We start from the raw sequence: 22,938 nt of genomic DNA, 5'->3' as shown, positions 1-22,938 counted from the left end.
GGGTCCCGATGCCGCTTCAGCGCGGCGGACGTGCCAGTGCCTCGGCGATGGCCTTGCGTGCGACGGGGGCCATCCGCGCATAGCCGGCCGCGTTCGGATGCAGGCCGTCGCCGGTATAGGCGTCGGTCAGCATGCCGCGTGCATCCGCGAGCGGTGCGGCATAGTCGGCAAAGGCGTAGCCCCGCGCCGCCGCCAGCGCCCGCAATCCGTCGTTGATCGCGCGCAGGGTCGCCGGCGGACGCTCCTTGGTCATGTACCCGCGATCCTTGCCATAGTCGTTCACCGGCAGCAGCGCCCCCAACACCACGCGGATGCCCCGCGCGTCGGCGATGTCGGCCATGGCGGTGATGTTGGCGAGGATCGTCTCGGGCGTCTCAACTTGGAGGAAACCCGACACGTCGTTGGTTCCGCCCAGGATCACCACGGCAGCAGGGCGCAGCGCCACGACATCCTGTTCGAAGCGCACCAGCATCTGCGCCGTCACCTGCGCACCGATGCCGCGATTGACGTAGGGCTTGCCGGGAAAGGCCTTGGCGAGGTCCCAGCCATCGGTGATCGAATCGCCTAGGAACACGACCCGCTGCTCGCCGCGCGCCGGCGGGGGCAGTGCGGCGTTGGCCGGCGCGTAGAGATAGCGCTCGCCGAAGTCCTGCATCAGTGACGGGACCAGCTTCTCGCGAAATGGCCCGCCCCATGGTCCCCAATCGCGCGTTTCGGTGACGGTGCGGCGCTCAGGGCTGCTCTGATAGTGCGGTTCGTCGGCGGCAACGAGCAGCACCGCGCCGGCAAGCAGCAGCGCGATCCGCTTCATGCCGGCAGCACGCCCAGTCGCCGGGCATAGGCGACGAACAGATCGGGCCAGGCGGACGCCGGCACCGTCTTGGGAAGGCGAACGCCAAAGCCGTGGCCGCCCTTGTCGAAGCCGTGGAACTCGGTCTCGCGCTGCTGGTCCAGCATCGCTTGGTACAGGGCGATGCTGTTGGCGATCGGCACCAGCCCGTCGTCGCTGGCATGCGCCAGGAAGATCGGCGGTGTGGTGGCGGTGACCCGCGTCTCGACCGAGGCGGTCCGCCGCAGCGCCTCGTCCGCGTTCTCCCCGAGCAGCGCGTCGCGCGACCCGCCGTGGGTGAAGGGCGCCGCAAGGCTGACCACCGGATAGATCAGCCCGGCAAGGTCGGGCCGGGCGGACTGCTGGTCGGCAGCGTCAACGGGCGCATAGGTCCGCTCGTCGTGCCGCGTCGCGAGGCTGCCGGCGAGATGCCCGCCCGCCGAGAAGCCGAGCGCCGCCACGCGCTTGGGATCGACCCCATAGGTCGCCGCACGCGCCCGGATCACGCGCATCGCCCGCTGCGCATCCTGCAACGGCACCAGTGCACGATCGGCCCAGCCTTCGCCCGGCAGACGATAGCTCAGGATGAAGCAGGTGACGCCGCGTGCGTTGAGCCAGCGCGCCTGTTCCTCACCCTCGTTGTCGATCGCGAGAAAGCCGTAGCCTCCGCCCGGCACCAGCAGCACCGCCGTGCCGTTGGGCGAGGGCGCACGCCGCACCATCAGCGTCGCCCGGTCGATGCCGGTCAGCCAGCGATCGTTGAAGCCGGGGTCCTTGGACTGTTGCGCGACCTTGCCCACCGGCAGGCGGGCGGGGGTGCCCGGCGCCTTGCCGGGCCACAGCTGGATCGTCTCGCCCCAGGCGATCGGCGCGGCATGCGCTGTTGCGCCGACGAAGGGGAGGACGGCGGCCGCTGCGAGCACTTCGCGACGCGACGGCGTCATCACTTCGCCTCGCTGCCTGCGGGGCACACCGCGCCCGCAGGATCGGTCGCGAGCCGGATGTCCGAAATCGCGACCGAGAAGGGCGCGGAGGCGTCGAGCGCGAACGGGGTCGAAACCTTGTCCACCGTCGCGCCGGCAGCGCGGAAGCACTTCAGCGGTACGCGCAGCACATGCCAGCCGGCGCTCCTGTCGAGCGTCGAGGCAATGTCGACCCGGCCGCCGCCCAGCGTCAGCCCGACCGGGCCGGTCGGCGCCTTGTCGAGGCGATAGGTGACTTGCAGGTTCAGGTCGCCGTTGGTTTCACGCGTGAGGGCGAGCTCCGGACCGGAAATTCGCGCCGTCCCCTTGTTCTTCCAGGTCAGTTGCACCGCACCCTCCTGGGCGGTGGCGCTGTCCACCGCCGCTCGGCCGACCGAGGGATCGAGCGACAGCTGGAAGGGCGCCGGCACACGGCCGCGCGCAAAGAACAGGCTGGTGTTGGCGAGGCTGGCGTCGATGCCGGCGATCTCGCTCAGCGCGGGCACCGTGCCCCCCTTGGCGTAGCTCAGGCCATAGCCGAACGGGAACAGCGGGTCGTAGCCGGGCGCGCCGCGGTTCAGCACGAACTGCGCGGCCGTCTTGGGCCAGCTGAAGGCGAGTTTGCCGTTGAAGTCGCGCTTGCCGCCGACCAGCACGTCGGCGACGCCGGCCCCTTCCGATCCCGGGAACCAGGCGGCGACGAACGCATCCGACTGGTTGAGCTCCGGGTTCACCCACATCGGGCGGCCCGACAGGAACACCGACACGGTCGGTACGCCCGCGGCCTTCAGCTTCTTCAGCAGCGCCAGCGCCTGCTTGTCGCCCGCCTCGAACTCCAGCGAGCGAACGTCGCCGCGCATCTCGGCATAGGGCTGCTCACCGAACACCACGATCGCGACATCGGGCTTGGTGGTGAAGCTGCCGTCTGCCGAAAGCGTCGCGGTGCCGCCGCCGGCTTTGGCCGCGGCTGCGATCCCGGCGTAGATCGAGGTTGCGCCGGGGAAGTCGGCGTTGGTGTTACCGTCGCCCTGCCACGAGAGCGTCCAGCCGCCCGACTGGCGGCCGATGTCGTCCGCCGCTTCGCCGGCGACGAGGATGTTGGCGCCCGCCTTCACCGGCAGCACACCATTGTTCTTGAGCAGCACGAGGCTCTTCGCCACGGCTTCGCGCGCCACCGCGCGGTGCTCGGCCGATCCGATCACCTGCGGGCGGCTTTCATAGGGGCGCGGCGCGTCGAACAGGCCCAGCTTCATCTTCACGCGCAGGATGCGACGCACCGCATCGTCGATGCGCGCCATCGGGATGGTCCCCGCCTTCGCCGCGGCGAGGGTGGTGATGTAGAGGCCCTTCCAGCTGTCTGGCGCCATCGCCATGTCGAGGCCCGCGATGAAGGTCGCGGGGCAGTTCTCGTTGGTGCAGCCGGGGATCTGGCCGTGGCCGTTCCAGTCGCCGACGATGAACCCGTCGAACCCCATGCGCCCCTTCAGCACGTCCGTCAGCAGCGACTTGTTGCCGTGCATCTTGGCGCCGTTCCAGCTCGAGAAGCTGGCCATCACCGTCATGGTGCCGGCGTTCACCGCCGCTGGGTAGCCGGCGTTGTGGATTGCGATCAGGGTCGCCTCGTCGACCTGGGTGTCGCCCTGGTCGATGCCGTCCTTGGTGCCGCCGTCGCCCAGGAAGTGCTTCACGCTGGCGGAGACATGCCCTTTTTGGATGCCCCAGTTCGCGGGCTTGCCCTGCAGCCCCTCGACCATTGCGCCAGCATAGGAGGCGACGACTGCGGGATCCTCCGAATAGCCCTCATAGGCGCGGCCCCAGCGATCGTCCTGGGGCACTGCCAGCGTCGGGCCGAATGCCCAGTCGATGCCTGCCGCCGCCGTCTCGGCTGCGGTCGCTTCGCCGATGCGGCGGATCAGCGCAGGGTCCCGCATCGCGCCCAGCGCGCTGTTGTGCGGGAAGATCGTCGCGCCGACCACGTTGTTGTTGCCGTGTACCGCATCGATGCCGAACATCAGCGGGATGGGGACGTGGCCAGCCCGCTGCTCCAGCGCGACCGCATTGAACGCGCGCGACGTCGCGACCCAGGGGGCCGCGGGCGAGCGATCGGGAGCGCCGATCGGCGGCGAGCTGCCGCCCGCCAGGATCGAGCCGAGCGGATAGGTGCGCAGGTCCTCTGGCGTGATCGAGGCGGTGTCCGCCTGGATCATCTGGCCGATCTTCTCTTCAAGGGAGAGCTTGGCGAGCAGTGCCGTGATCTTCGCCTCGGTCTTGGCGTCCACCAGCGCAGCCGGGCTCTTCGCCTCGGGCCAGCGTGCCGGATCGGCGACCTGTGCTGCCGTTCCGCTTGCCACCATCCCCATCAGGGCGGCGACCGCCCAATAGCCCACGCGACGCATTCCATTCCTCTCCGGCTTTTGCCCGCTCTCAACAAGAGCACAGGTCTGATACCGCTATCTACACTCGCTGCTTTGCAGATGCATCAGATGCGCCCGCGCGTCTATGGCTGCCCGCTAAGATTGATCCTCGAAGCGAGCAGGGAAGCCTCACGAAATCTGACGTTCCTGAATGCAGCGCGCGCGGCACCAACACCGAAGAAGACCGGCGTGAGCGGTCCAAGTTTGGCTTCCGTCAGCCGTAATCACTTTAATCAGATCGCTCGCCGGTTGTGTTAGCGATATCCGCCATGCCATAGACAGCGGCAAGGGCAGCAAGCAGCCTAAGAACAACCAGGTGGGGAAGGCGGGGGATAATGGCGCGTATGCACTTGATGCAAACAGCCATGGTCGCGCTTGCCGTGTGCGCCGGTGTCCACGCCACCGCTCGACCCGCTGCTTCCCGGGCTTCTCCGTACGAGTGGCGCAACGTCACGGTCGGTGGCGGAGGCTTTGCGCCCGGGATCGTGTTCAGCACCGTCGAGCGCGGGCTCGCTTACCTGCGCACGGACATGGGCGGCGCCTATCGCTGGGATGCGGCCAAGGCGCGCTGGCTGCCGCTGCAGGACGACGAAAGCGAGCCCAGCTACATGGGCATCGAGAGCATCGCCCCCGATCCGGTGGATCCGGACGTCGTCTACATGGCGGCAGGGATGAGCGCCCGGATGCCGGCGGCGATCTTTCGCTCCGCCGATCGCGGCGCCAGCTGGCGCAAGACGGCGGTACCGTTCGCGATGGGCGGCAACGAGGACGGCCGCGGCATGGGCGAACGGCTCGCGATCGATCCGAACGCCCCCGCCACCCTGTTCTTCGGCTCGCGCCACGACGGCCTGTGGCGCAGCGACGATTCGGCAGCGACTTGGCAGAAGGTGGGGAGCTTCCCGCTCCCCGGCCTCGGCAAGCCCGCTCGCCCGCGCACGACCCACGGCGGCCTTTCCTTCGTGCTGTTCGATCGCGCCAGGCGCGGCCGCATCTATGTGGCGAGCGCAGACCCGGGCGCGCAGCACCTGTTCCGGTCGGACGACGGCGGCAACGACTGGCACGCTGTCGCGGGAGGGCCATCCCCCGATCTCCTGCCGGTCAAGGCGGCGGTTGGCCGCGATGGCGTCCTCACCATCACCTACTGTGACTATATCGGGCCCAATGGCATCAAGCGCGGCGAAGTCTGGCGGTACGATCCGGGCAAGGACGCGTGGCGCGACGTGACGCCGCTTAAAGGGGCGGCGGTCGTGCCCGGCGGCTACATGGGCGTGGCGGTCGCCGCGAGCGATCCGAACATCATCGCGGTTGCCACGGTGAACCGCTATCAGGGTGGCGATACGGTTTGGCGCTCGGCGGATTCCGGGCGGACGTGGCAGGAACTCTCGGGCACCAGCACGCGCGACGTGTCCGCCACGCCATTCCTCGACTTCGACAAGAAGGCCGACTTCGGTCACTGGATCGCCGGGCTCGCGATCGACCCGTTCGATGCGACCCACGCGGCGTATGTCACCGGCGCAACGATGTACGCCACCAACGGCTTCCACCAAACCGGCAGCATGCGCTGGGCGCCATGGACCAGGGGGATCGAGCAGACCGCGGTGATCACCCTCCTCAGCCCCACGGGCGGCGCGCACCTCGTCTCCGGGTTCGGCGATCTCGGCGGTTTCCGCCACGACGACCTCACCGTCTCGCCGCCGCGGGTCCACCTCAATCCGTTTCTCACCAACACCAACTCGCTCGATTACGCCGGCAAGGCGCCGGCGGTGCTGGTGCGCAGCGGCAACACGCACAAGCCGGTGGTGCCGGACACCTCGCTTGCCTGGTCCGGCGATGGCGGGACGAACTGGCAGCCGCTGCGCGTTCCGCCAAGCGAATCCACCGACGGCGCGCCCCCACCCGAACGCACCGGCAACGCCGCGATCACCGTCTCGGCTGACGGCGGCACCTTCGTGGTGGAGACTGCCCGACCCATCCTGACCCGCGACCGCGGCAAGACCTGGCTGGCGGTCCAGGGCCTGCCCTCGCGCGTCCGCGTGACCGCGGACAAGGCCGATCCCCGCCGTTACTATGCCCTCGATTTTGCCGCGAACCATCTGGTGCGCAGCGACGATGGCGGCGCCACCTTCAAGCCCGTCGCGAGCACCGGTCTTCCCGCCGATCTGTCCGGCGCCCGCGCGATTGGGCGTGAGGCGGCCAACCCGCTGGTCGCGACGCCAGGCCGGGCAGGGGCCTTGTGGCTGCTGGTTGGAAGCGACCTCTACCGCTCGACCGACTTCGGCGAGCGTTGGGAACGCGCCACCACCGGCATCGCCATTTCGCGCTACGGCCTCGGCAAGGGAGCGCCTGGCGCGAAATGGCCCGCGCTCTACGCCATCGGCCAGCTCGGGGCGACGAAGGGCGTGTTCCGCTCGCTCGATGGCGGGGCGGGGTGGCAACGTATCAACGACGATGCGCATCAATGGGGTCTGCGCCTGCGCATGGTGAGCGGCGACCCGCGGCAGTTCGGCCGGGTCTATGTGGCGACCGACGGACGCGGGATCCTGTACGGCGATCCGAAAGAGGGGGTGAAGTGAACGTTTTCAAACTAGGCACGGCGCTTATCGCGCTCGCGAGTGCCACCACCGTAGCCGCACAGGCCGGCCCGGCAACCGAGTTGCCGCGGCTGGAGACCCGCAACGGGCGCCACGCCTTTATCGTTGACGGCGCGCCCTATCTGATGCTCGCGGCGCAGGCCAACAACTCCAGCAACTACCCCGCCATGCTCGCCGAGGTGTGGCCGACGCTCGACCGGATCAACGCCAACACGCTCGAGATCCCGATCGCCTGGCAGCAGGTCGAACCGGTCGAGGGGCAGTTCGACCTCTCGTTCCTACAGGTGCTGCTCGACCAGGCACGCGCGCACGACAAGCGCATCGTCCTGCTCTGGTTTGGCACCTGGAAGAACACTAGCTACGCCTACACCCCCGACTGGGTGAAGCTGAACCCCGGCCGCTTTCCGCGCATGAAGACGCGCGACGGCAAGGATCATGGCGTGCTCAGCGCCCATGGCGAACAGACTTTGGCGGCGGACACGCGCGCCTTCGTCAAGGTCATGGAATATCTGCGGGATCACGACCAGCAAAACACCGTCATCCTGGTGCAGCCACAGAATGAGACGGGCAGCTACCGCAACCCGCGCGACTTTGGCGCCACCGGCAACCGCCTGTTCGCGCAGCAGATTCCTGCCGCACTCGCCCGCAAGACCGGGAAGTCCGGGACCTGGTCGCAGGCGTTCGGCGCCCAGGCGGATCGCGCCTTCAACACCTGGTATGTCGCTTCCTACGTCAATGCGATGGCGGCGGCGGGCAAGAAGGTGAAGCCGCTGCCGATGTACGTGAACGCATCGCTCGCCGGGCCATCGAACGTGCCCGACCCGGATGGCGTGGCGAGCGGCGGGCCGCAGCAGGACGTGCTCGACATCTGGAAGGCCGCCGCCCCGGCGATCGATTTCCAGGCGCCCGACATCTACGACCGCAAGAGCGAGAACATCGTCCAGTATCTCGACAAGTACGCGCGCCCCGACAATGCGCTGATGGTGCCGGAGATCGGCAACGGGAAGGAGTTCGCCCGTTTCTTCTACCCGACGATCGGCCGTGGCGGGATCGGCTTTGGGCCCTTCGGCATGGACGACACCGGTTACTTCAACTACCCGCTCGGCTCCGACCGGCTCGACAAGGACACGCTCGACGCCTTCGCCTTGCCGTACAAGGCGGTGGGTTCGATCATGCGCGACTGGGCCAGGATCGCCGCCACCCGCCCGACCTGGGGCGCGGCCAAGCCCGACGACGGCGCGGCCGTCTCCACCGTTCTGGGCGGCTGGAAGATCACCGGCAGCTGGGGCGAGTGGCAGTTCGGCACCAAGGAGTGGACCTGGTTGAAGTCCGAGCCGGCACCCTGGGCATCCCAGCCGATCGGCGGCCTTGCGGTGGCACAGATGTCCGACACCGAATTCCTGCTGGTGGGCGATCACGTCCGCGTTCGCTTCGAGCCGGAGACGCCTGGCGCCATGGTGCTGCGGATCGAGGAAGGCAGCTTCGCCGAGGGCAAGTGGGTGATGAAGCGGGTGTGGAACGGCGACCAGACCGATTATGGAATCAACCTGATCGACCGGCCGCAGGTATTGAAGATCACGACGGGCCGCGCGCGCTGAATGCGCGGCCAGAGGGGATGCAGATAGCTATGATTATGAACAAGGTTTTCGTCTCGGCGCTGTTGGTCGGAAGCGCGATCGCCTCGCCCGCGCTGGCGCAGAGCGGCGCGTTCCAGAAGATCGCCGGCGGCGTGGCGGTGACACCGGCGTCCGGCCCGTCCTCGCGCGTCGAGGTGACGGTGCATGGCGATGGCATCATCCACGTCGTCGCCACGCCGCGCGACATGGCGAGCGGTCCGCTGGTACCCAGCCTGATGGCGCCCAATCCGCCCGCCGCCGGCAAGTTCACGGTCCAGGAGCAGGGGGGCTACGTCACCCTCGCGGCCGCCAAGTCGACGGCGCAGATCGCGCTCGCGACCGGCGAGGTGCGCTTCCTCGATCCGGCCGGCAACGTGCTGCTGAACGAGGCCGGCGCCACCACCTTCGCCCGCACCACTGCCGACGGCAAGCCGTTCGTCACCGTGTCGCAGCAGTTCAACCGCGGCACCGACGAGGGTGTCTATGGCCTCGGCCAGCACCAGAACGCCTACATGGACAACCTGGGCGAGGACGTCGAACTCGCGCAGCACAACATGGACATCGGCGTGCCGTTCATGGTCTCCACAAAGGGCTACGGCCTGTTGTGGGACAACAATTCGATCACCCGCTTCGGCAACCCCAAGCCCTACCAGTTCGTGGGCGAGGGGATGAAGGTCTCGTCCGGCGGCAAGCCCGGCTGGAAGGCCGAGTATTTCCTGGACGGCAAGCCGGTGGTGACCCGCCAGGAAGCGACGATCAACTACCAGTACATCCGCGACCAGGCGAACTGGCCCGAGGCCGCCAAGGCAAAGACCGAGGCGGCGACCGGCGGGCAGAACACCGCGGGCAACGCGGTGCAGAAGCAGACGGTGATCTGGACCGGCGACGTGATGCCGACCAGCACCGGCACCCACCGCTTCCAGCTCTACGGATCGAGCTATTTCAAGGTCTTCGTCGACGGCAAGGAAGTGCTGAACCGCTGGCGGCAGAACTGGAACCCTTGGTACGCGAATTTCGACGTGCCGATGACCGCCGGCAAGGCCGCCAACGTCCGCATCGAATGGGAGCCCAACGCCGGCTACATGGCGCTGCTGCACAGCGACCCGCTGCCCGTGCAGGACCGCAACTCGATCTGGTTCACCAGCGAAGTGGGCCAGGCCAAGAATTACTGGTTCATCCCCGGCGGCAGCATCGACGGCGCGATCGCCGGCTATCGCCAGCTGACCGGCAAGTCCGAGATGATGCCCAAGTGGGCGTACGGCTTCTGGCAGTCGCGCCAGCGGTACGACACCCAGGACGAGGTGACCGGCGTCGTCGCCAAGTACCGCGAGCTCAAGATCCCGCTCGACAACATCGTGCTCGACTGGCGCTATTGGCGCGACGACGATTGGGGCAGCCACCGCTTCGATGCGACGCGCTTCGCCGATCCGAAGAAGATGATCGACACGGTGCACGCCGACCACGCGCGCTTCATGATCTCGGTCTGGCCGAAATTCTATCCGACCACCGACACCTACAAGGAGCTCGAGGCCGCCGGTGCGGTGTACAAGGGCAACCTGGAAATGGGGAACAAGGACTGGGTCGGCCCCGGCTATGCCAGCACCTTCTACGATCCCTATTCGCCCGAAGGTCGCCGCCTCTTCTGGAAGCAGATCGAGGAGCGGCTGGCAAAGCTCGGCACCGACGCCTGGTGGGCGGATGCCAGCGAGCCCGACATGCACTCGAACCTCTCGATCGAAGAGCGCATCAAGACGATGGGGCCGAACGCGATCGGACCGGCGACGCAGTATTTCAACAGCTTCCCGCTGATGAACGCAAAGGCGTTCTACGACGGCTGGACCTCGTTCAAGCCGGACGTGCGCCCGTTCCTGCTCACCCGCTCGGGCTTCGGCGGCTTGCAGCGCTACAGTTCGGCGATCTGGTCGGGCGATATCGCCAGCCGCTGGTACGACCTCAAGGCGCAGATCTCCGCTGGCGTGAATGCGTCCATGTCGGGCATCCCCAACTGGACTCACGACATCGGCGGCTTCGCGCTGGAGGATCGCTACGCCACCAAGACGCCCAAGCCGGCGGATCTCGACGAATGGCGTGAACTCAACCTGCGGTGGTTCCAGTTCGGCGCGTTCAGCCCGCTGTTCCGCAGCCATGGCGAGTTCCCGTATCGCGAGATTTACGAGATCAGCCCGGAAGGCTCGCCGATGCGGCAGTCGATGGTCTGGTACGACCGGCTTCGCTACCGCCTGATGCCGTATATCTACACGGTGGGCGCCGACACCTACATGAAGGACGGCAGCATCATGCGTGCGCTCGCAGCCGACTTCCCGCAGGACAAGGTCGCGCGGGATCTCGCCGACGAGTATCTCTTCGGCGACGCGTTCCTTGTCGCGCCCGTGGTCGAATACAAGGCGCGCAGCCGGCAGGTGTATTTCCCCGGCACGGGCATCTGGTACGATTTCTCTTCGGGCCAGACCTATCGGGGCGGGCAGACGGCGACCGTTGCGGCGCCGGCGGAGCGCATGCCGCTGTTCGTCCGTGCCGGTGCGATCGTGCCGATGGGGCCGGTGATGCAATATACCGATCAGGATCGTAGCGCCCCGCTGACGATCACGGTGTACACGGGCGCCAACGGCAGCTTCTCGCTCTACGAGGACGACGGCACCAGCACCGCCTACAAGCAAGGCGCGTTCAGCCGCATCCCGATCCGCTACGACGAGCGCACCGGCGCGGTGACGCTCGGCGCACGCGAGGGGAAGGGCTGGACCGGTATGCCCGCCAGCCGCACGATCCGCGTTCGCTGGGTGAGCGAAGGCAAGCCGGTGACAGACGCCGACGCGTTTGACGCGCAGGTGACGTACAACGGCCGCGCCCTCACGATCCCGCGGAAGTAAGCCGGCAACCCAATCCTCCCCATCTTTGATGGGGAGGGGGACCGCCACCATAGGCGGTGGTGGAGGGGCAGAGCCACGAGCGCCACGCCGCGGCCTCCCCTCCACCATGCTACGCTAGGTTCCCCTCCTCAGCAGAACTGGGGAGGAGGGGAATGTCCACAAGTGGGTGGTTTGCCGTCCGTCCGCTCACGGACGAGAATAAGCAGAACGCGGACGCGCTCAGTTGCAGCGCACGCCGTCGCCGGGAAGCTGAGCGCAGACGACATAAGTGCCATCCTCGGTCGGACGCAAATGGAAGCGGAATTCCCGATCCTCGCGCATGTAGGTGTGAGCGAAATACTTGACCGTCAGCACAGTACGTGAATGCAATAGTCGGCCTTTTAGGACACGCCTCACGTGAAGGCGTGCGGTGATCCAGCCGTGACCGAGGATATCGTCAGGAACATCGACGTGCTCGTAAGACTGATTGTTCAATCGCCCTCTTACCACTAAATCGTTTTGAGCTGAGTTTGCCGCCTCGCCGATCTGCGAGATTGCCACGAGCAGACACGCTGCCGTGAGGCGCATCATCAGTCCGACCGAGGATGAGCGTGTTGCCATCTACGATAAGCTGAACGAACAGCGGCTATCGGACAAGGCATCGCAAGTAGCGAGCGGCCGCAAGTGGACGGAAGCCGCCACGTCGTTATCACCCGCAGGCGGAGAGCTATAAGCTCCCGACGTCGTGGTGGAAGCGAACGTTGCACATATGGATTTCGGCCTCCGCGGAAGGCCGGATGGGGGTTACCGCTGCGCTCATTCCGCCCTTTGTGGAAGGACTGCCGCCACCTCAAACCAATCCCACACCCTCCAGCTTCACCACCGGGACGAACCCGTCGCCCCGCGGTACGGTCAGCGTCAACCCTTCCGCCCGCTGGGCCATCGCCACCGGCCCACCGCCCAGCAGCGTCGCCCGCGCAACCCGTCCGTTCCACCGCCCGCGCCCCAACGCCGCAATCGTCACCGGCCGCTTCGGTCGCTTCAGGAACAGCACGTACAGCGCACCCTTGTTCACCGTGAACCGCACGTCCCGCTCGTCGAAGCCCTTGAACGCGCCTTCGTTCTGCATGCCTGCGCTAAGCTGCGTCGGGCCTTCGCCATACACGCGCCACGGCCGCGAGCCGAAGATCGCCTCGCCGTTCACCGCCATCCAGCCGGCGAGATCGTCGAGGATCCGTTCCTCCTCCGCGTCGATGCTGCCGTCCCCGCGCTGCGGCACGGAAAGCAGCAGGTTGCCGTTCTTCGACACGACGTCGGCCAGCCGCTGCACCACGTCCTCGGCGCTCTTGTAGCTTTTGTCGGTGAAGCGGCTGCGGTTGTAGAACCAGTCGCCGATGCACGTGTCGGTCTGCCACGGCTCGTCCCACAGCCGGTCGGAAAAGCCGCGCTCGACATCCTGCACCACGCCGAACCGGGCATAGGGCTTCAACTGCTTGGCGGTCAGCACCACGTCGATGTTGCCGTGCCACTCGAGCGAGCGGTTGTAGTAGTGCGCCGCCGCCTCGAGCCCGGTCTGGCCGAACGGCAGCTCGTAGTTGTCGAAGTAGCAGAGATCCGGGCGGTACTTCTCGATCAGCTCCTGCTGGCGCAGCAGCCATTGCCGCACGAAGCGGCGGTCGTGCGGGGGTGCCGTCTCGATCCACTGGCCGTCGTGCTGGTCATGCCAGGCGTTCATTGCCGCGATGCTGTCGATCCCGTCGGGTGCCACCATATGGCGCCCGGTGTAGAGCTCCTGCGGGTCCAGCCCTTCCCACCATTGCCCGCGTCCGTCCGCCTTGGTCAGCCGGTACGCGTCGTAGCGCTCGCCCTTGCGCGGGCCGACCGGATCATAGCCATAGGCCGGCTGGTACCAATGCCATGCATGCGAGATGTGGTTCGACACGCCGAACCGCAGCCCGGCCCGCCGCGCCGCACGTTCCCAGATGCCGACCACGTCGCGCTTCGGCCCGATCGCGGTTGCATTCCACGCGTGGTGGCTGCTGTCGAAACAGTCCAGGTTGTCGTGATGGCAGGCGAGCGACACGAAATACTTGGCCCCCGCCCGGACGAAGCGCTGCATCAGCGCCTCCGGCTCCCAAGCTGCGGCGGTCCAGCGCGGGAACAGGTCCTTCATCCCGAACTCGGCTGGATGGCCATAGGTCTTGCGGTGGAAGTCGGCCATCGGGTGGCCCTGCATGTACAGGAACCGGCCGTACCAATCGCCCTGCTCGGGCACCGCCTGCGGCCCCCAGTGCGACCAGATGCCGAACTTCGCGTCGCGGAACCAGTGGGGGTACCGGTAATGCTGCACCAGCGACGGCCAGTTCGGCTGCACCCGCTCGCCCCGCGCGGCGATCAGGGCAGGGGCCGCCAACGCGGCAGCGATCACGGTACGCCGCGATGGTCCTTCGGTCACTTCGTCCTCCCCCACCTCGAAAGCGCCGGCACGAACCGGGCGTTCCGAAAGATCGTTCATCGCGGCACGCTCGTCGCCTGAGTAATGCGCCGGGGCTGCTCCGCCGCTCCTGTTCCTGGCGTATGGACGCGCGACGGACAAGGCGATAGCGCTATCAAGCTGCTGCTGCACCAGGCGCGTGGTCCCAGCCGTTTTCCCGCGACGGCTTCTTGCCGGGTCGACCGCCGCGAGACAGCAACACGAAGGGGAGGCGCATGAGGATCATCGGAACGGCTATCGCAGCCGCAGCGACGCTTTCGACACCGGTCGCGGCGGCGCAGGAGACCGCGGTGCCGCGGATCGTCACGCGGGACGGCCGCCACGCGTTGATCGTCGACGGCGCACCCTTTCTGATCCTGGGGGCGCAGGTGAACAACTCCAGTGCGTGGCCTTCCGCGATGGCAAAGGTCTGGCCGACTATGGAGGCGCTGCACGTCAACACGGTAGAGGTGCCGATCGCCTGGGAGCAGGTCGAGGCCAAGGAGGGGGTGTTCGACTTCTCCTATCTCGATCTGTTGCTGGCACAGGCACGCGAGCGGAACCTGCGCCTCGTCCTGCTGTGGTTCGGTACGTGGAAGAACACCAACCCGCAGTATACACCGGCCTGGGTGAAGCTGGACAACAAGCGCTTCCCCCGGATGCGCGCGCCGGATGGCACGAACCATTATGCCCTGTCGCCGTTCGGGCGCGAGACGCTCGCCGCCGATCGCCGTGCCTTCGCGGCCTTCATCCGCCACCTGAAAGAAGCCGATCCGCAGAATACGGTGGTGATGGTGCAGGTGCAGAACGAGCCCGGCTCCTATGGCCTGCCGCGCGATCACTCGCCCGAAGCCAACGCGGCCTTCGCCGGCCCCGTGCCCGCCGCATTGCTACGCCAGATGAAGAAGCGGCCGGGGGACTGGGCCACGGTGTTCGGCCGCGATGCCGAGCTGTATTTCCACGCCTGGCACGTCGCGCGCTACATCGACCAGGTCGCGGCGGCAGGGAAGGCGGTCAAGCCGATCCCCATGTATGTCAACGCGGCGCTTCCCGGCGATCCGTTCACCTATCAGGAGCCGAAAAGCTACGCGAGCGGCGGACCGGCCAACACGGTGATCGACGTGTACAAGGCCGCGGCCCCGCACCTCGATGCGCTGGCGCCCGACATCTACAACCCCGATCACAAAGCCTATCGGGGTTTCCTCGATGCGTATGACCGGCCGGACAATCCGCTTTTCGTGCCGGAAACCGGCCACGGCAAGGAGTATGCCCGTTACTTCTTCGAGGCGATCGGGCGGGGCGCGATCGGCTGGGCGCCGTTCGGCGTGGACGGCAACCGGTATCTTTCCACGCTGCCGCTGACGGCCAAGCTGAACGACGAGGCCATCGCGCCGTTCGCTGCGCATCTCGCCCTGTTCCGACCCATCGCGCGGCTGTGGGCAAGGCTCGCCTTGGATCGCAAGACCTGGGGCGCGGCCGAACCCAATGACCCGGCCGACGAGCACAAGCAGGTGATGCAGCTCGGGAAATATGTCGCCACCGCCACCTTCGGTCGCCCCGACTTCGGCATGGCGCCGCCCAAGGGCAATCCCGATCCTTCCGGCGGGGTCGCGATCGCCGAACTCGCGCCGAACGAGTATCTGGTTACGGGCTTTCGTGCGCGGGTCGACTTTGATCTGGCGGACAAGCGCGCCGCCAATCTGATCTACGATCGCATCGAGCAAGGCCATTATGACGAGCATGGCCGATGGGTATTCGAGCGCGTGTGGAACGGCGATCAGGCGGATTGGGGGCTGAACTTCACCGCCGCTCCGCAATTGCTGCGGGTGAAGCTTGCCAGCTATCCGAAGCGATAGTGCGGCAGGCAAAGAGGGGATGGAGACGCGTTCGTCCTTGACGGCGATCGCGACGGTCATGCCGTCCGCGTAGACCGAACGACGTTCAAGCTCCGCGGTCTGGCGGTGCCAGCGAACACCGCCCGGAGCACTTCCCGTTGCCCCCGGCGGGGCGCTTACTCGATGCTGCAGGCCGGATTAGCGACAGTGCTCGCCAGCGGTGAGACACGTCGAAGCTACATTAAAAGCAGCATCTAGGGATTTCATCCACGCGCGGCATCGCGGGTAAAACGTATACCATCCGTTTTGGTGCAGTCTCGTCGACGCTATTCCGATCGCAGAGCGGACGTTCCATTGTCCTAAACGGTTAACTTATTTCAGCTCGGTGTAGCTGAGAGTCCTAAGTCCCGTTCCCGCGCCTGACGCTTCGACCGATATTGACATATTCTTGCCGCCTGCGAGCATTGGTCGAAAACAGGGAGACGGATGATGATTCAGGGAGGCCCCACTGCAGCTCGGCAATAGCCTGATGGCGGCCCGCATCCGCGGAAAGGATTGGTCATCGACCGTTTTGGGGCCGCGGCCGCAGTGGCCACTGGAACTTACCACGACGCTGGGCCTGATCCTCGACTCTGCCTTTCCGCAAAGCCTCCTGTGGGGCGACGACTTCGTTACCTTCTTCAACGACGCCTACACGGTCATCTTGGGCAAGAAGCCCGATGCGCTAGGGCGCCCCTATCGAGAAATCTGGGCGGAGGCCTGGGACGAGGTCAGCGGGATCGTCAACGCAGCGATGCGCGGCGAGGCGAGCTTTCACGAGAACCTGCCGCTGGAGCTAGATCGGGGCAGCGGCCCACAAAAGGGCTGGTGGACCTTCTCCGTTTCGCCGGTGCGCTACGCCAACGATGAGGTGGGCGGCGTTCTCGTCACCGCGTGGGAGACGACCAAGCTGGTCCTGGCAGAGCGCGAAGCCGTGCGTCAGGCGAAGGAACTGGAGCGGTTCAGCGCCCTTGTGCCCGAGATGCTCTGGGTAACGCGGGTTCCGAACCACGTTGCCTGGGCGAACCAGCGGATGATCGACTTCCTCGGCGTCGATCCGACCACCATCGGAGACGATTGGCCATCCATCGTCCACCAGGACGACGTGCAGGCGATCCGCCTGCGCTTCGAGAAGGCGCTCTCCCGGCGCACGACCTTCGAAAGCCGTCACCGGCTGCGGCGGAACGACGGCCAGTTTCGCTGGGTGCTGGTGCGGTCCGAACCCGTGCTGGACGCAGACGGCGAGATCGAGGGCTGGTACAGTGCCGCGACCGATGTGCACGATTGGCATCTCGCCATGGAGTCGATCCACTCGAAGGAGGAGTTGTTCGAAACCTTCGCACATTCCAGCCACAATGTGCTCTGGATCGTCGATCTCGAAACCCAGCAGATCGAGTATCTGGCCGGCGACACCACGCATCTTTGGGGAGAACAGACGGCTTCCCAGCTCCGGAGCTGGAACGACTGGCTGGAGACGGTCCATCCCGACGACCGGGACCGCCAGATCGATTTCCTGCCGCGCCTGCAGGCAGGCGAACTGATCTGCGAGGAATATCGCGTGGTCGGCGGCGACGGGCAGATCCGCAAGATACGGGAAACGCTGTTCGCGGTACCCGATCGGGAAGGCAGCATCCGCAGCGTCGGCGGCATCGCCGAGCGTATCGATGCGCAGGACCATCAGCAGATCTACCTGGTCGGCCTGGAGCCGGGTGAGGAGGCGCGCCTGGCCGGCCGTTTCTGGCGGCGCGGCTACAAGCCCCGCACGTTCGAGACGATCGAGCAGTTCGTGAAGATCGCCACTGCTCTCCAGGCGGGCTGCATCCTGTTTAGCGTTCCCAGCGCTCCCAACAGCCTGGGGCGGATCCTGGGCGCTCTGGGGAACCGGCGCCGGTCGTTCCGAATCATCGCCCTCACGCCCGAGCACGGCAATGCTCAGGAGGTCCGCTCCCTGATGAAGATGGGCGCCTTCGATGTGCTGCCCGGAACCGGGGGCGGGGAGGAGCAGCTCCTGCGGGCGGTGCGGGAGGCGCTTCACGCCGTGACCGAGCGGGAGGAAGCCAGCGCTCCCGGTGCACAGTCCGCGCGCGAGCGGCTCGCTGCATTGTCACCACGCGAGCGAGAGGTGCTCAGCCGGCTTCTCACCGGGTTGAGCAGCAAGCTGATCGCCAAGGAACTCGGGCTCAGCCCCCGCACCATCGAGGTGCATCGGGCCAACATCAAGGACAAGCTGCAGGTCGGTACCATGTCCGAAGCGATGGCGCTGGCCGCCTCGGCCGGCCTGGCCTGAGCGGCCATGGCAGGTGAAACTGGTTTCCAGAAAGTAAATGCCGGCGTGCGGTTCTACGTAGTCACTTAGGGGCTTGGTCCAATAGGATCGGCCTTTTCCCTCAAATACATAGATGTCCGGAGACGCGACTTTCCCGAACGCAAGTCCGGGCAAGACAGGGCGTTGTCTCCGCAGGCGGCGTGAGCCGTCGAAGGACGTGACCGGAGATCGTCGGATGGCGAGACTTCCGGGACCAAGAGGGAGATGATGCGCCGTGAGCCCACAGACGAGTGACAATGTCGCTGCCGATGCCACCCCTGCTGGCACGACCAACTTCACTCCGGGAACGACGGACGTCGTAAAGCTCCCTTATACGCCCGCCGAGGTCGCGGGCTTCGCGCGCGAGGGCGATGCGCTGGTGGTTCGCCTGCAGGACGGCGGCGCCGCGCGGGTCGAGAATTTCTACACGCCGGGTGCGGATAGCGCGCCCAAGGACCTGCTGCTGCAGGGCAGCGACGGCCGCGTCTGGCTCGCGCGCGCGCCGGTAGGCAGCACCGAGTTCAGCTTCATCGAAGTCGCCGCAGGCGACCAGTTGGTCGGCGGCGCGGTAGGTGCTGGCGCGGCCAGCGGCCTGGGCGCCTTCGCCGGCCCCCTCGCGGGTATCGCTGCGGGTTTTGCAGGCGGCCTGGTCGGCGGGGCTATCACCGGCGATGAGTCCGAGGACTCCGACGCAGATGCGGATGCGGATGCCGACGCTGATGCGGATGCGGATGCGGACGCTGACGCGGACGCTGACGCGGACGCGGACGCTGACGCGGACGCTGACGCGGATGCGGATGCCGACGCCGATGCGGACGCCGACGCCGACGCTGATGCAGATGCTGATGCGGACGCGGACGCGGATGCGGATGCGGATGCGGACGCAGACGCTGACGCGGATGCTGACGCCGACGCGGATGCGGATGCGGATGCGGATGCGGATGCGGATGCGGATGCGGATGCGGACGCCGATGCCGATGCCGATGCCGATGCCGACGCGGATGCGGACGCGGACGCCGATGCTGATGCGGACGCCGATGCGGACGCCGACGCAGATGCGGACGCTGACGCTGACGCCGACGCTGATGCCGACGCTGATGCGGACGCCGACGCTGATGCCGATGCGGACGCTGATGCCGATGCCGACGCTGATGCTGACGCCGACGCGGATGCGGACGCCGACGCTGACGCCGACGCTGATTCTGACGCTGATGCTGACGCCGACGCGGATGCGGATGCGGATGCGGATGCGGATGCGGACGCTGACGCCGACGCCGACGCTGACGCCGATGCCGATGCGGACGCTGACGCTGATGCGGACGCCGATGCTGACGCCGACGCTGATGCTGACGCGGATGCGGATGCGGATGCGGATGCGGATGCTGACGCCGATGCCGATGCCGATGCCGATGCGGATGCTGACGCGGATGCGGACGCCGACGCCGACGCTGACGCCGACGCTGATTCTGACGCCGACGCTGATGCTGACGCCGACGCTGATGCTGACGCCGACGCTGATGCTGACGCGGATGCGGATGCGGATGCCGATGCGGACGCTGACGCCGACGCTGACGCCGATGCGGACGCTGACGCCGACGCTGATGCAGATGCCGACGCTGACGCCGATGCCGATGCGGACGCTGATGCCGATGCCGATGCTGACGCCGACGCTGATTCTGACGCCGACGCTGATGCTGACGCCGACGCCGACGCCGACGCTGACGCCGACGCCGATGCTGACGCCGATGCCGATGCGGACGCCGACGCTGATGCTGACGCCGACGCTGATGCTGACGCGGATGCGGATGCAGATGCGGACGCCGACGCCGACGCGGACGCCGACGCTGACGCCGATGCCGACGCCGATGCGGACGCTGACGCTGACGCTGATGCTGACGCCGATGCGGATGCGGATGCGGATGCGGATGCGGATGCGGATGCGGATGCTGACGCCGATGCCGATGCCGACGCCGATGCGGACGCTGACGCTGACGCTGATGCTGACGCCGATGCGGATGCGGATGCGGATGCGGATGCGGATGCGGATGCGGATGCTGACGCCGATGCCGATGCCGATGCCGATGCGGATGCTGACGCGGATGCGGACGCTGACGCTGATGCTGACGCCGATGCGGATGCGGATGCGGATGCGGATGCTGACGCCGATGCCGATGCCGATGCCGATGCGGATGCTGACGCGGATGCGGACGCCGACGCTGATGCCGATGCCGATGCGGATGCCGATGCAGACGCCGACGCTGACGCCGATGCCGATGCCGATGCGGACGCTGACGCTGATGCGGACGCGGATGCCGATGCTGACGCCGATGCCGATGCGGACGCCGACGCCGACGCCGACGCTGATGCTGACGCTGACGCTGACGCTGACGCTGACGCCGATGCAGATGCCGACGCTGATTCTGACGCCGACGCTGATGCTGACGCCGACGCCGATGCTGACGCCGATGCTGATGCGGACGCCGACGCTGATGCGGACGCCGACGCTGATGCCGATGCGGACGCCGACGCCGACGCTGATGCTGACGCTGACGCGGATGCCGACGCTGACGCGGATGCCGACGCCGACGCCGACGCCGACGCTGACGCTGACGCTGACGCAGATGCGGACGCCGACGCCGACGCTGATGCGGATGCGGATGCGGACGCTGACGCCGATGCCGATGCCGATGCCGATGCTGACGCCGATGCGGATGCTGACGCCGATGCCGATGCCGATGCCGATGCCGATGCCGATGCCGATGCCGATGCGGACGCGGATGCGGACGCCGATGCTGACGCCGATGCTGATGCGGACGCCGACGCAGATGCGGACGCTGACGCCGACGCTGACGCTGATGCGGATGCTGACGCTGACGCGGATGCCGACGCCGACGCCGACGCCGACGCCGACGCCGACGCAGACGTCGTCGCTTACGACGACATCGTCACGGCGCAGATCGACATCGCGGCGGCCGTTACGACGCGTACCGCTTCCGACAGCACATCCGTGCTGCTGAACGTGGGCACCTTCTCCGATACCTTCGTGTTCGAGGTGTCGTCAGGTGCGGTGACCGATGCGACCTTCGACATCACGGTCGGCGGCCTGGCTGGGGTGCTGCCCAACGCGACGGCGGTGCTGGAAGTGCAGACGGATGCCGGCTGGGTGCGGATCGGGGACGCCTCGCAAGGCGGGCTGCTTGATCTGCTTACCGTTGCAGGACGCGGCTTCACCGTCACTGCCGACGATCTGCAGGCCGGCAACTACCGCCTCACCTATGGGGGCGGCGGTACGCTGGGCGTGGGCACCACGATCAATCTCCAGGCGGGTCTGGAGGACACCAGTCTGACGAACTTCGAGGTCGTGTCCGCTCTGGCGATCACCGGCAACGTGTTCGACGCGTCGGAAGCCGGACCTGCGGACGAGCGCGGCCCGAACGACGGAGCAGTGCTGCAGGTGCTCGACGAGGGCGTCTATGTCTCCGTCACGGAACCCAGGGAGGTCACAGGTGAATTCGGGACGCTGCTGATCAATCCCAACGGTAGCTTCACCTACACGCCGAATGCGGACGTGGAGGCGAGTGCCATCGGCCAGGTCGACAGCTTCAGTTACCAGCTGCTCGGGCCGGACGGTCCGTCACAAGCGACGCTGAATGTCCGCCTCGACAGCCCGGACGCGGACATCATCTGGGACGCGACGGACTTCGAAGCGCCCGGCACGGCGGTGGTGGCGGTCGGTGACACGGCCGAGGCCGGCATCGTGCTGGGGCCGCGGGTCGATGATCCCCGAACGGTTTCCGACGCGATCGAAATCACCGGGCTCATCACGTTGGGGAGGGTATCCGACACGTACCGGTTCGACGTCGCACCCAACACGACCGAGGACTTCACCCTCGACGTGGTCTCGAATTCGGGTGCGAACTTGCTCGGCGAGACGACCTTCGTGCTTCAGCGCCTGGAGGGCACGCAGTGGGTGGACGTGCGGAGTGCGACCGGCGGTTCGCCGATCGAGTTGCTCGGCCTCACCGGCGGCGGCATCCGGGCGGAAGCCGAGGACCTCGGGCCCGGGAACTACCGGGTACGCGTGTCGGTCGATGGACTGGGCTTGGGGACGAACGTCACGGGCACTGCCACGCGCGTGACGACCTATCCGGGCGAGTTGGAGGCCACGGGCGTCGTGGCGACGAGCGGCAACGTGCTCACCGGCGACGAAGGCGCGGGCAGCGACGTGCTGGGGTCGCAGAACACCATCCTGCGGATCGAGCGGGCCGAGGGCGACTTCGTGGCACCGGGATACGGCGGCCAGCGTGTCGTCGGCGACCACGGCGTGCTGCTCATCGAGGCAGACGGGGATTTCACCTACACCCCGCTCGTGGATGATGCCGGCATCGACCAGACCGACCGGTTCACCTATCAGCTCGTGCACCCCAACGGCGAGACGATCACGGCCGAACTGGTGATCACGATCGGGGAGGCCACGGGCGGAGTACTGGTGGCGGACACTGTCCAGCCGGACGAAGTCGCGCTGCTGGACCTGGATGTCGAGGTGACGGCGCTGGATGGGCTGGCCGCGCTGTCCCTTTCCACCGATGGCGGGCACGAAGCCAGGCTACCGTCGGACCCGGCAGGAATGCCGCTTCCGGCGGAGGATCCGGCCATGCAGGATGCCACCCTGCCGGCGCTCGATGGGGACACCGTCGTCCTGGCCGGGTTGGACCACCTGCCTGGCTATGCTGAGGGCGCGGACGCGCAGCCGGTGCTCGTCGGCCCGGATGCGGACGGGATCACTCTGCCGGCGTTCGAGGACGTGCTGGAGGTCGAGCCTGTGGCGGATCAGGAGACCGACCCGTCGGTAACTCCGGACGCTGCGGACGGTCCTCATGTCGAGACGGAAGTGGCCGTCGAGATCGAACCCGTCATCCTGGTCGAGAGCCCCTTGCACGATCCGTGGGCGAATGCCGCGTCTCACGTCTGATCAAGGGGCATCGCAAGGAAGCAATCCCCACCGCC

At 67.1% G+C, this 22,938-nt stretch carries 11 protein-coding genes; 6 read left to right on the top strand and 5 right to left on the bottom strand.

The window, feature by feature from the left end; all coding sequences use genetic code 11:
* Positions 1-16: 16 nt before the first annotated feature.
* The 3 genes from ABDZ92_RS07725 to ABDZ92_RS07715 are packed head-to-tail and all read right to left on the bottom strand — an operon-like array spanning position 17 to position 4,187.
* Positions 17-811 carry an SGNH/GDSL hydrolase family protein gene (locus ABDZ92_RS07725; RefSeq protein ID WP_125962339.1) on the bottom strand — a complete coding sequence of 265 codons (795 nt, stop codon included), beginning with the start codon at positions 809-811 and terminating at the stop codon, positions 17-19.
* Positions 808-1,773, bottom strand: a complete 966-nt coding sequence (locus ABDZ92_RS07720) for an alpha/beta hydrolase (protein WP_125962338.1) — start codon at positions 1,771-1,773, stop codon at positions 808-810. Before ABDZ92_RS07720 ends, ABDZ92_RS07725 begins: the two co-directional genes overlap by 4 nt.
* Positions 1,773-4,187, bottom strand: coding sequence for a glycoside hydrolase family 3 protein (locus tag ABDZ92_RS07715; RefSeq protein ID WP_125962337.1), 2,415 nt, complete (start codon positions 4,185-4,187; stop codon positions 1,773-1,775). The genes ABDZ92_RS07720 and ABDZ92_RS07715 overlap by 1 nt, the downstream gene beginning before the upstream one ends.
* Before the next feature lie 383 nt (positions 4,188-4,570).
* Between ABDZ92_RS07715 and ABDZ92_RS07710 the strand changes: the two genes are divergently transcribed.
* Genes ABDZ92_RS07710 through ABDZ92_RS07700 form a run of 3 tightly spaced genes read left to right on the top strand, consistent with a single transcriptional unit; the run spans position 4,571 to position 11,300 of the window.
* Positions 4,571-6,778 carry a WD40/YVTN/BNR-like repeat-containing protein gene (locus ABDZ92_RS07710; protein ID WP_272695599.1) on the top strand — a complete coding sequence of 736 codons (2,208 nt, stop codon included), beginning with the start codon at positions 4,571-4,573 and terminating at the stop codon, positions 6,776-6,778.
* Positions 6,664-8,394, top strand: a complete 1,731-nt coding sequence (locus ABDZ92_RS07705) for a DUF5597 domain-containing protein (protein WP_125962336.1) — start codon at positions 6,664-6,666, stop codon at positions 8,392-8,394. The genes ABDZ92_RS07710 and ABDZ92_RS07705 overlap by 115 nt, the downstream gene beginning before the upstream one ends.
* A 35-nt stretch (positions 8,395-8,429) precedes the next feature.
* Positions 8,430-11,300: a glycoside hydrolase family 31 protein gene (locus ABDZ92_RS07700; protein ID WP_125962335.1), complete on the top strand. Its 2,871-nt coding sequence runs from the start codon at positions 8,430-8,432 to the stop codon at positions 11,298-11,300.
* A gap of 219 nt (positions 11,301-11,519) precedes the next feature.
* Here the strand turns inward: ABDZ92_RS07700 and ABDZ92_RS07695 are convergent, their stop codons facing one another.
* Positions 11,520-11,870, bottom strand: a complete 351-nt coding sequence (locus ABDZ92_RS07695) for a hypothetical protein (protein WP_125962334.1) — start codon at positions 11,868-11,870, stop codon at positions 11,520-11,522.
* A gap of 259 nt (positions 11,871-12,129) precedes the next feature.
* Positions 12,130-13,794, bottom strand: coding sequence for an alpha-L-fucosidase (locus ABDZ92_RS07690; RefSeq protein ID WP_125962333.1), 1,665 nt, complete (start codon positions 13,792-13,794; stop codon positions 12,130-12,132).
* A 194-nt stretch (positions 13,795-13,988) separates the two neighbouring features.
* Between ABDZ92_RS07690 and ABDZ92_RS07685 the strand changes: the two genes are divergently transcribed.
* The 3 genes from ABDZ92_RS07685 (at position 13,989) to ABDZ92_RS07675 (ending at position 22,903) form a co-directional block, all read left to right on the top strand.
* On the top strand, positions 13,989-15,608 hold the full coding sequence (locus ABDZ92_RS07685) for a DUF5597 domain-containing protein (RefSeq protein WP_125962332.1): 1,620 nt from the start codon (positions 13,989-13,991) through the stop codon (positions 15,606-15,608).
* Positions 15,609-16,116: 508 nt separating this feature from the next.
* Complete coding sequence (locus tag ABDZ92_RS07680; protein WP_125962331.1) at positions 16,117-17,913, top strand: PAS domain-containing protein; 1,797 nt, start codon at positions 16,117-16,119, stop codon at positions 17,911-17,913.
* A gap of 253 nt (positions 17,914-18,166) precedes the next feature.
* On the top strand, positions 18,167-22,903 hold the full coding sequence (locus ABDZ92_RS07675) for a BapA/Bap/LapF family large adhesin (RefSeq protein ID WP_343762244.1): 4,737 nt from the start codon (positions 18,167-18,169) through the stop codon (positions 22,901-22,903).
* The last annotated feature ends 35 nt before the right edge of the window (positions 22,904-22,938 follow it).

The organism is Sphingomonas molluscorum (assembly GCF_039522995.1).
Classification (GTDB): Bacteria; Pseudomonadota; Alphaproteobacteria; order Sphingomonadales; family Sphingomonadaceae; genus Sphingomonas; species Sphingomonas molluscorum.
Note: the sequence above shows the minus strand (reverse complement) of the source record. Positions and strands in the feature narration are given on the sequence as shown.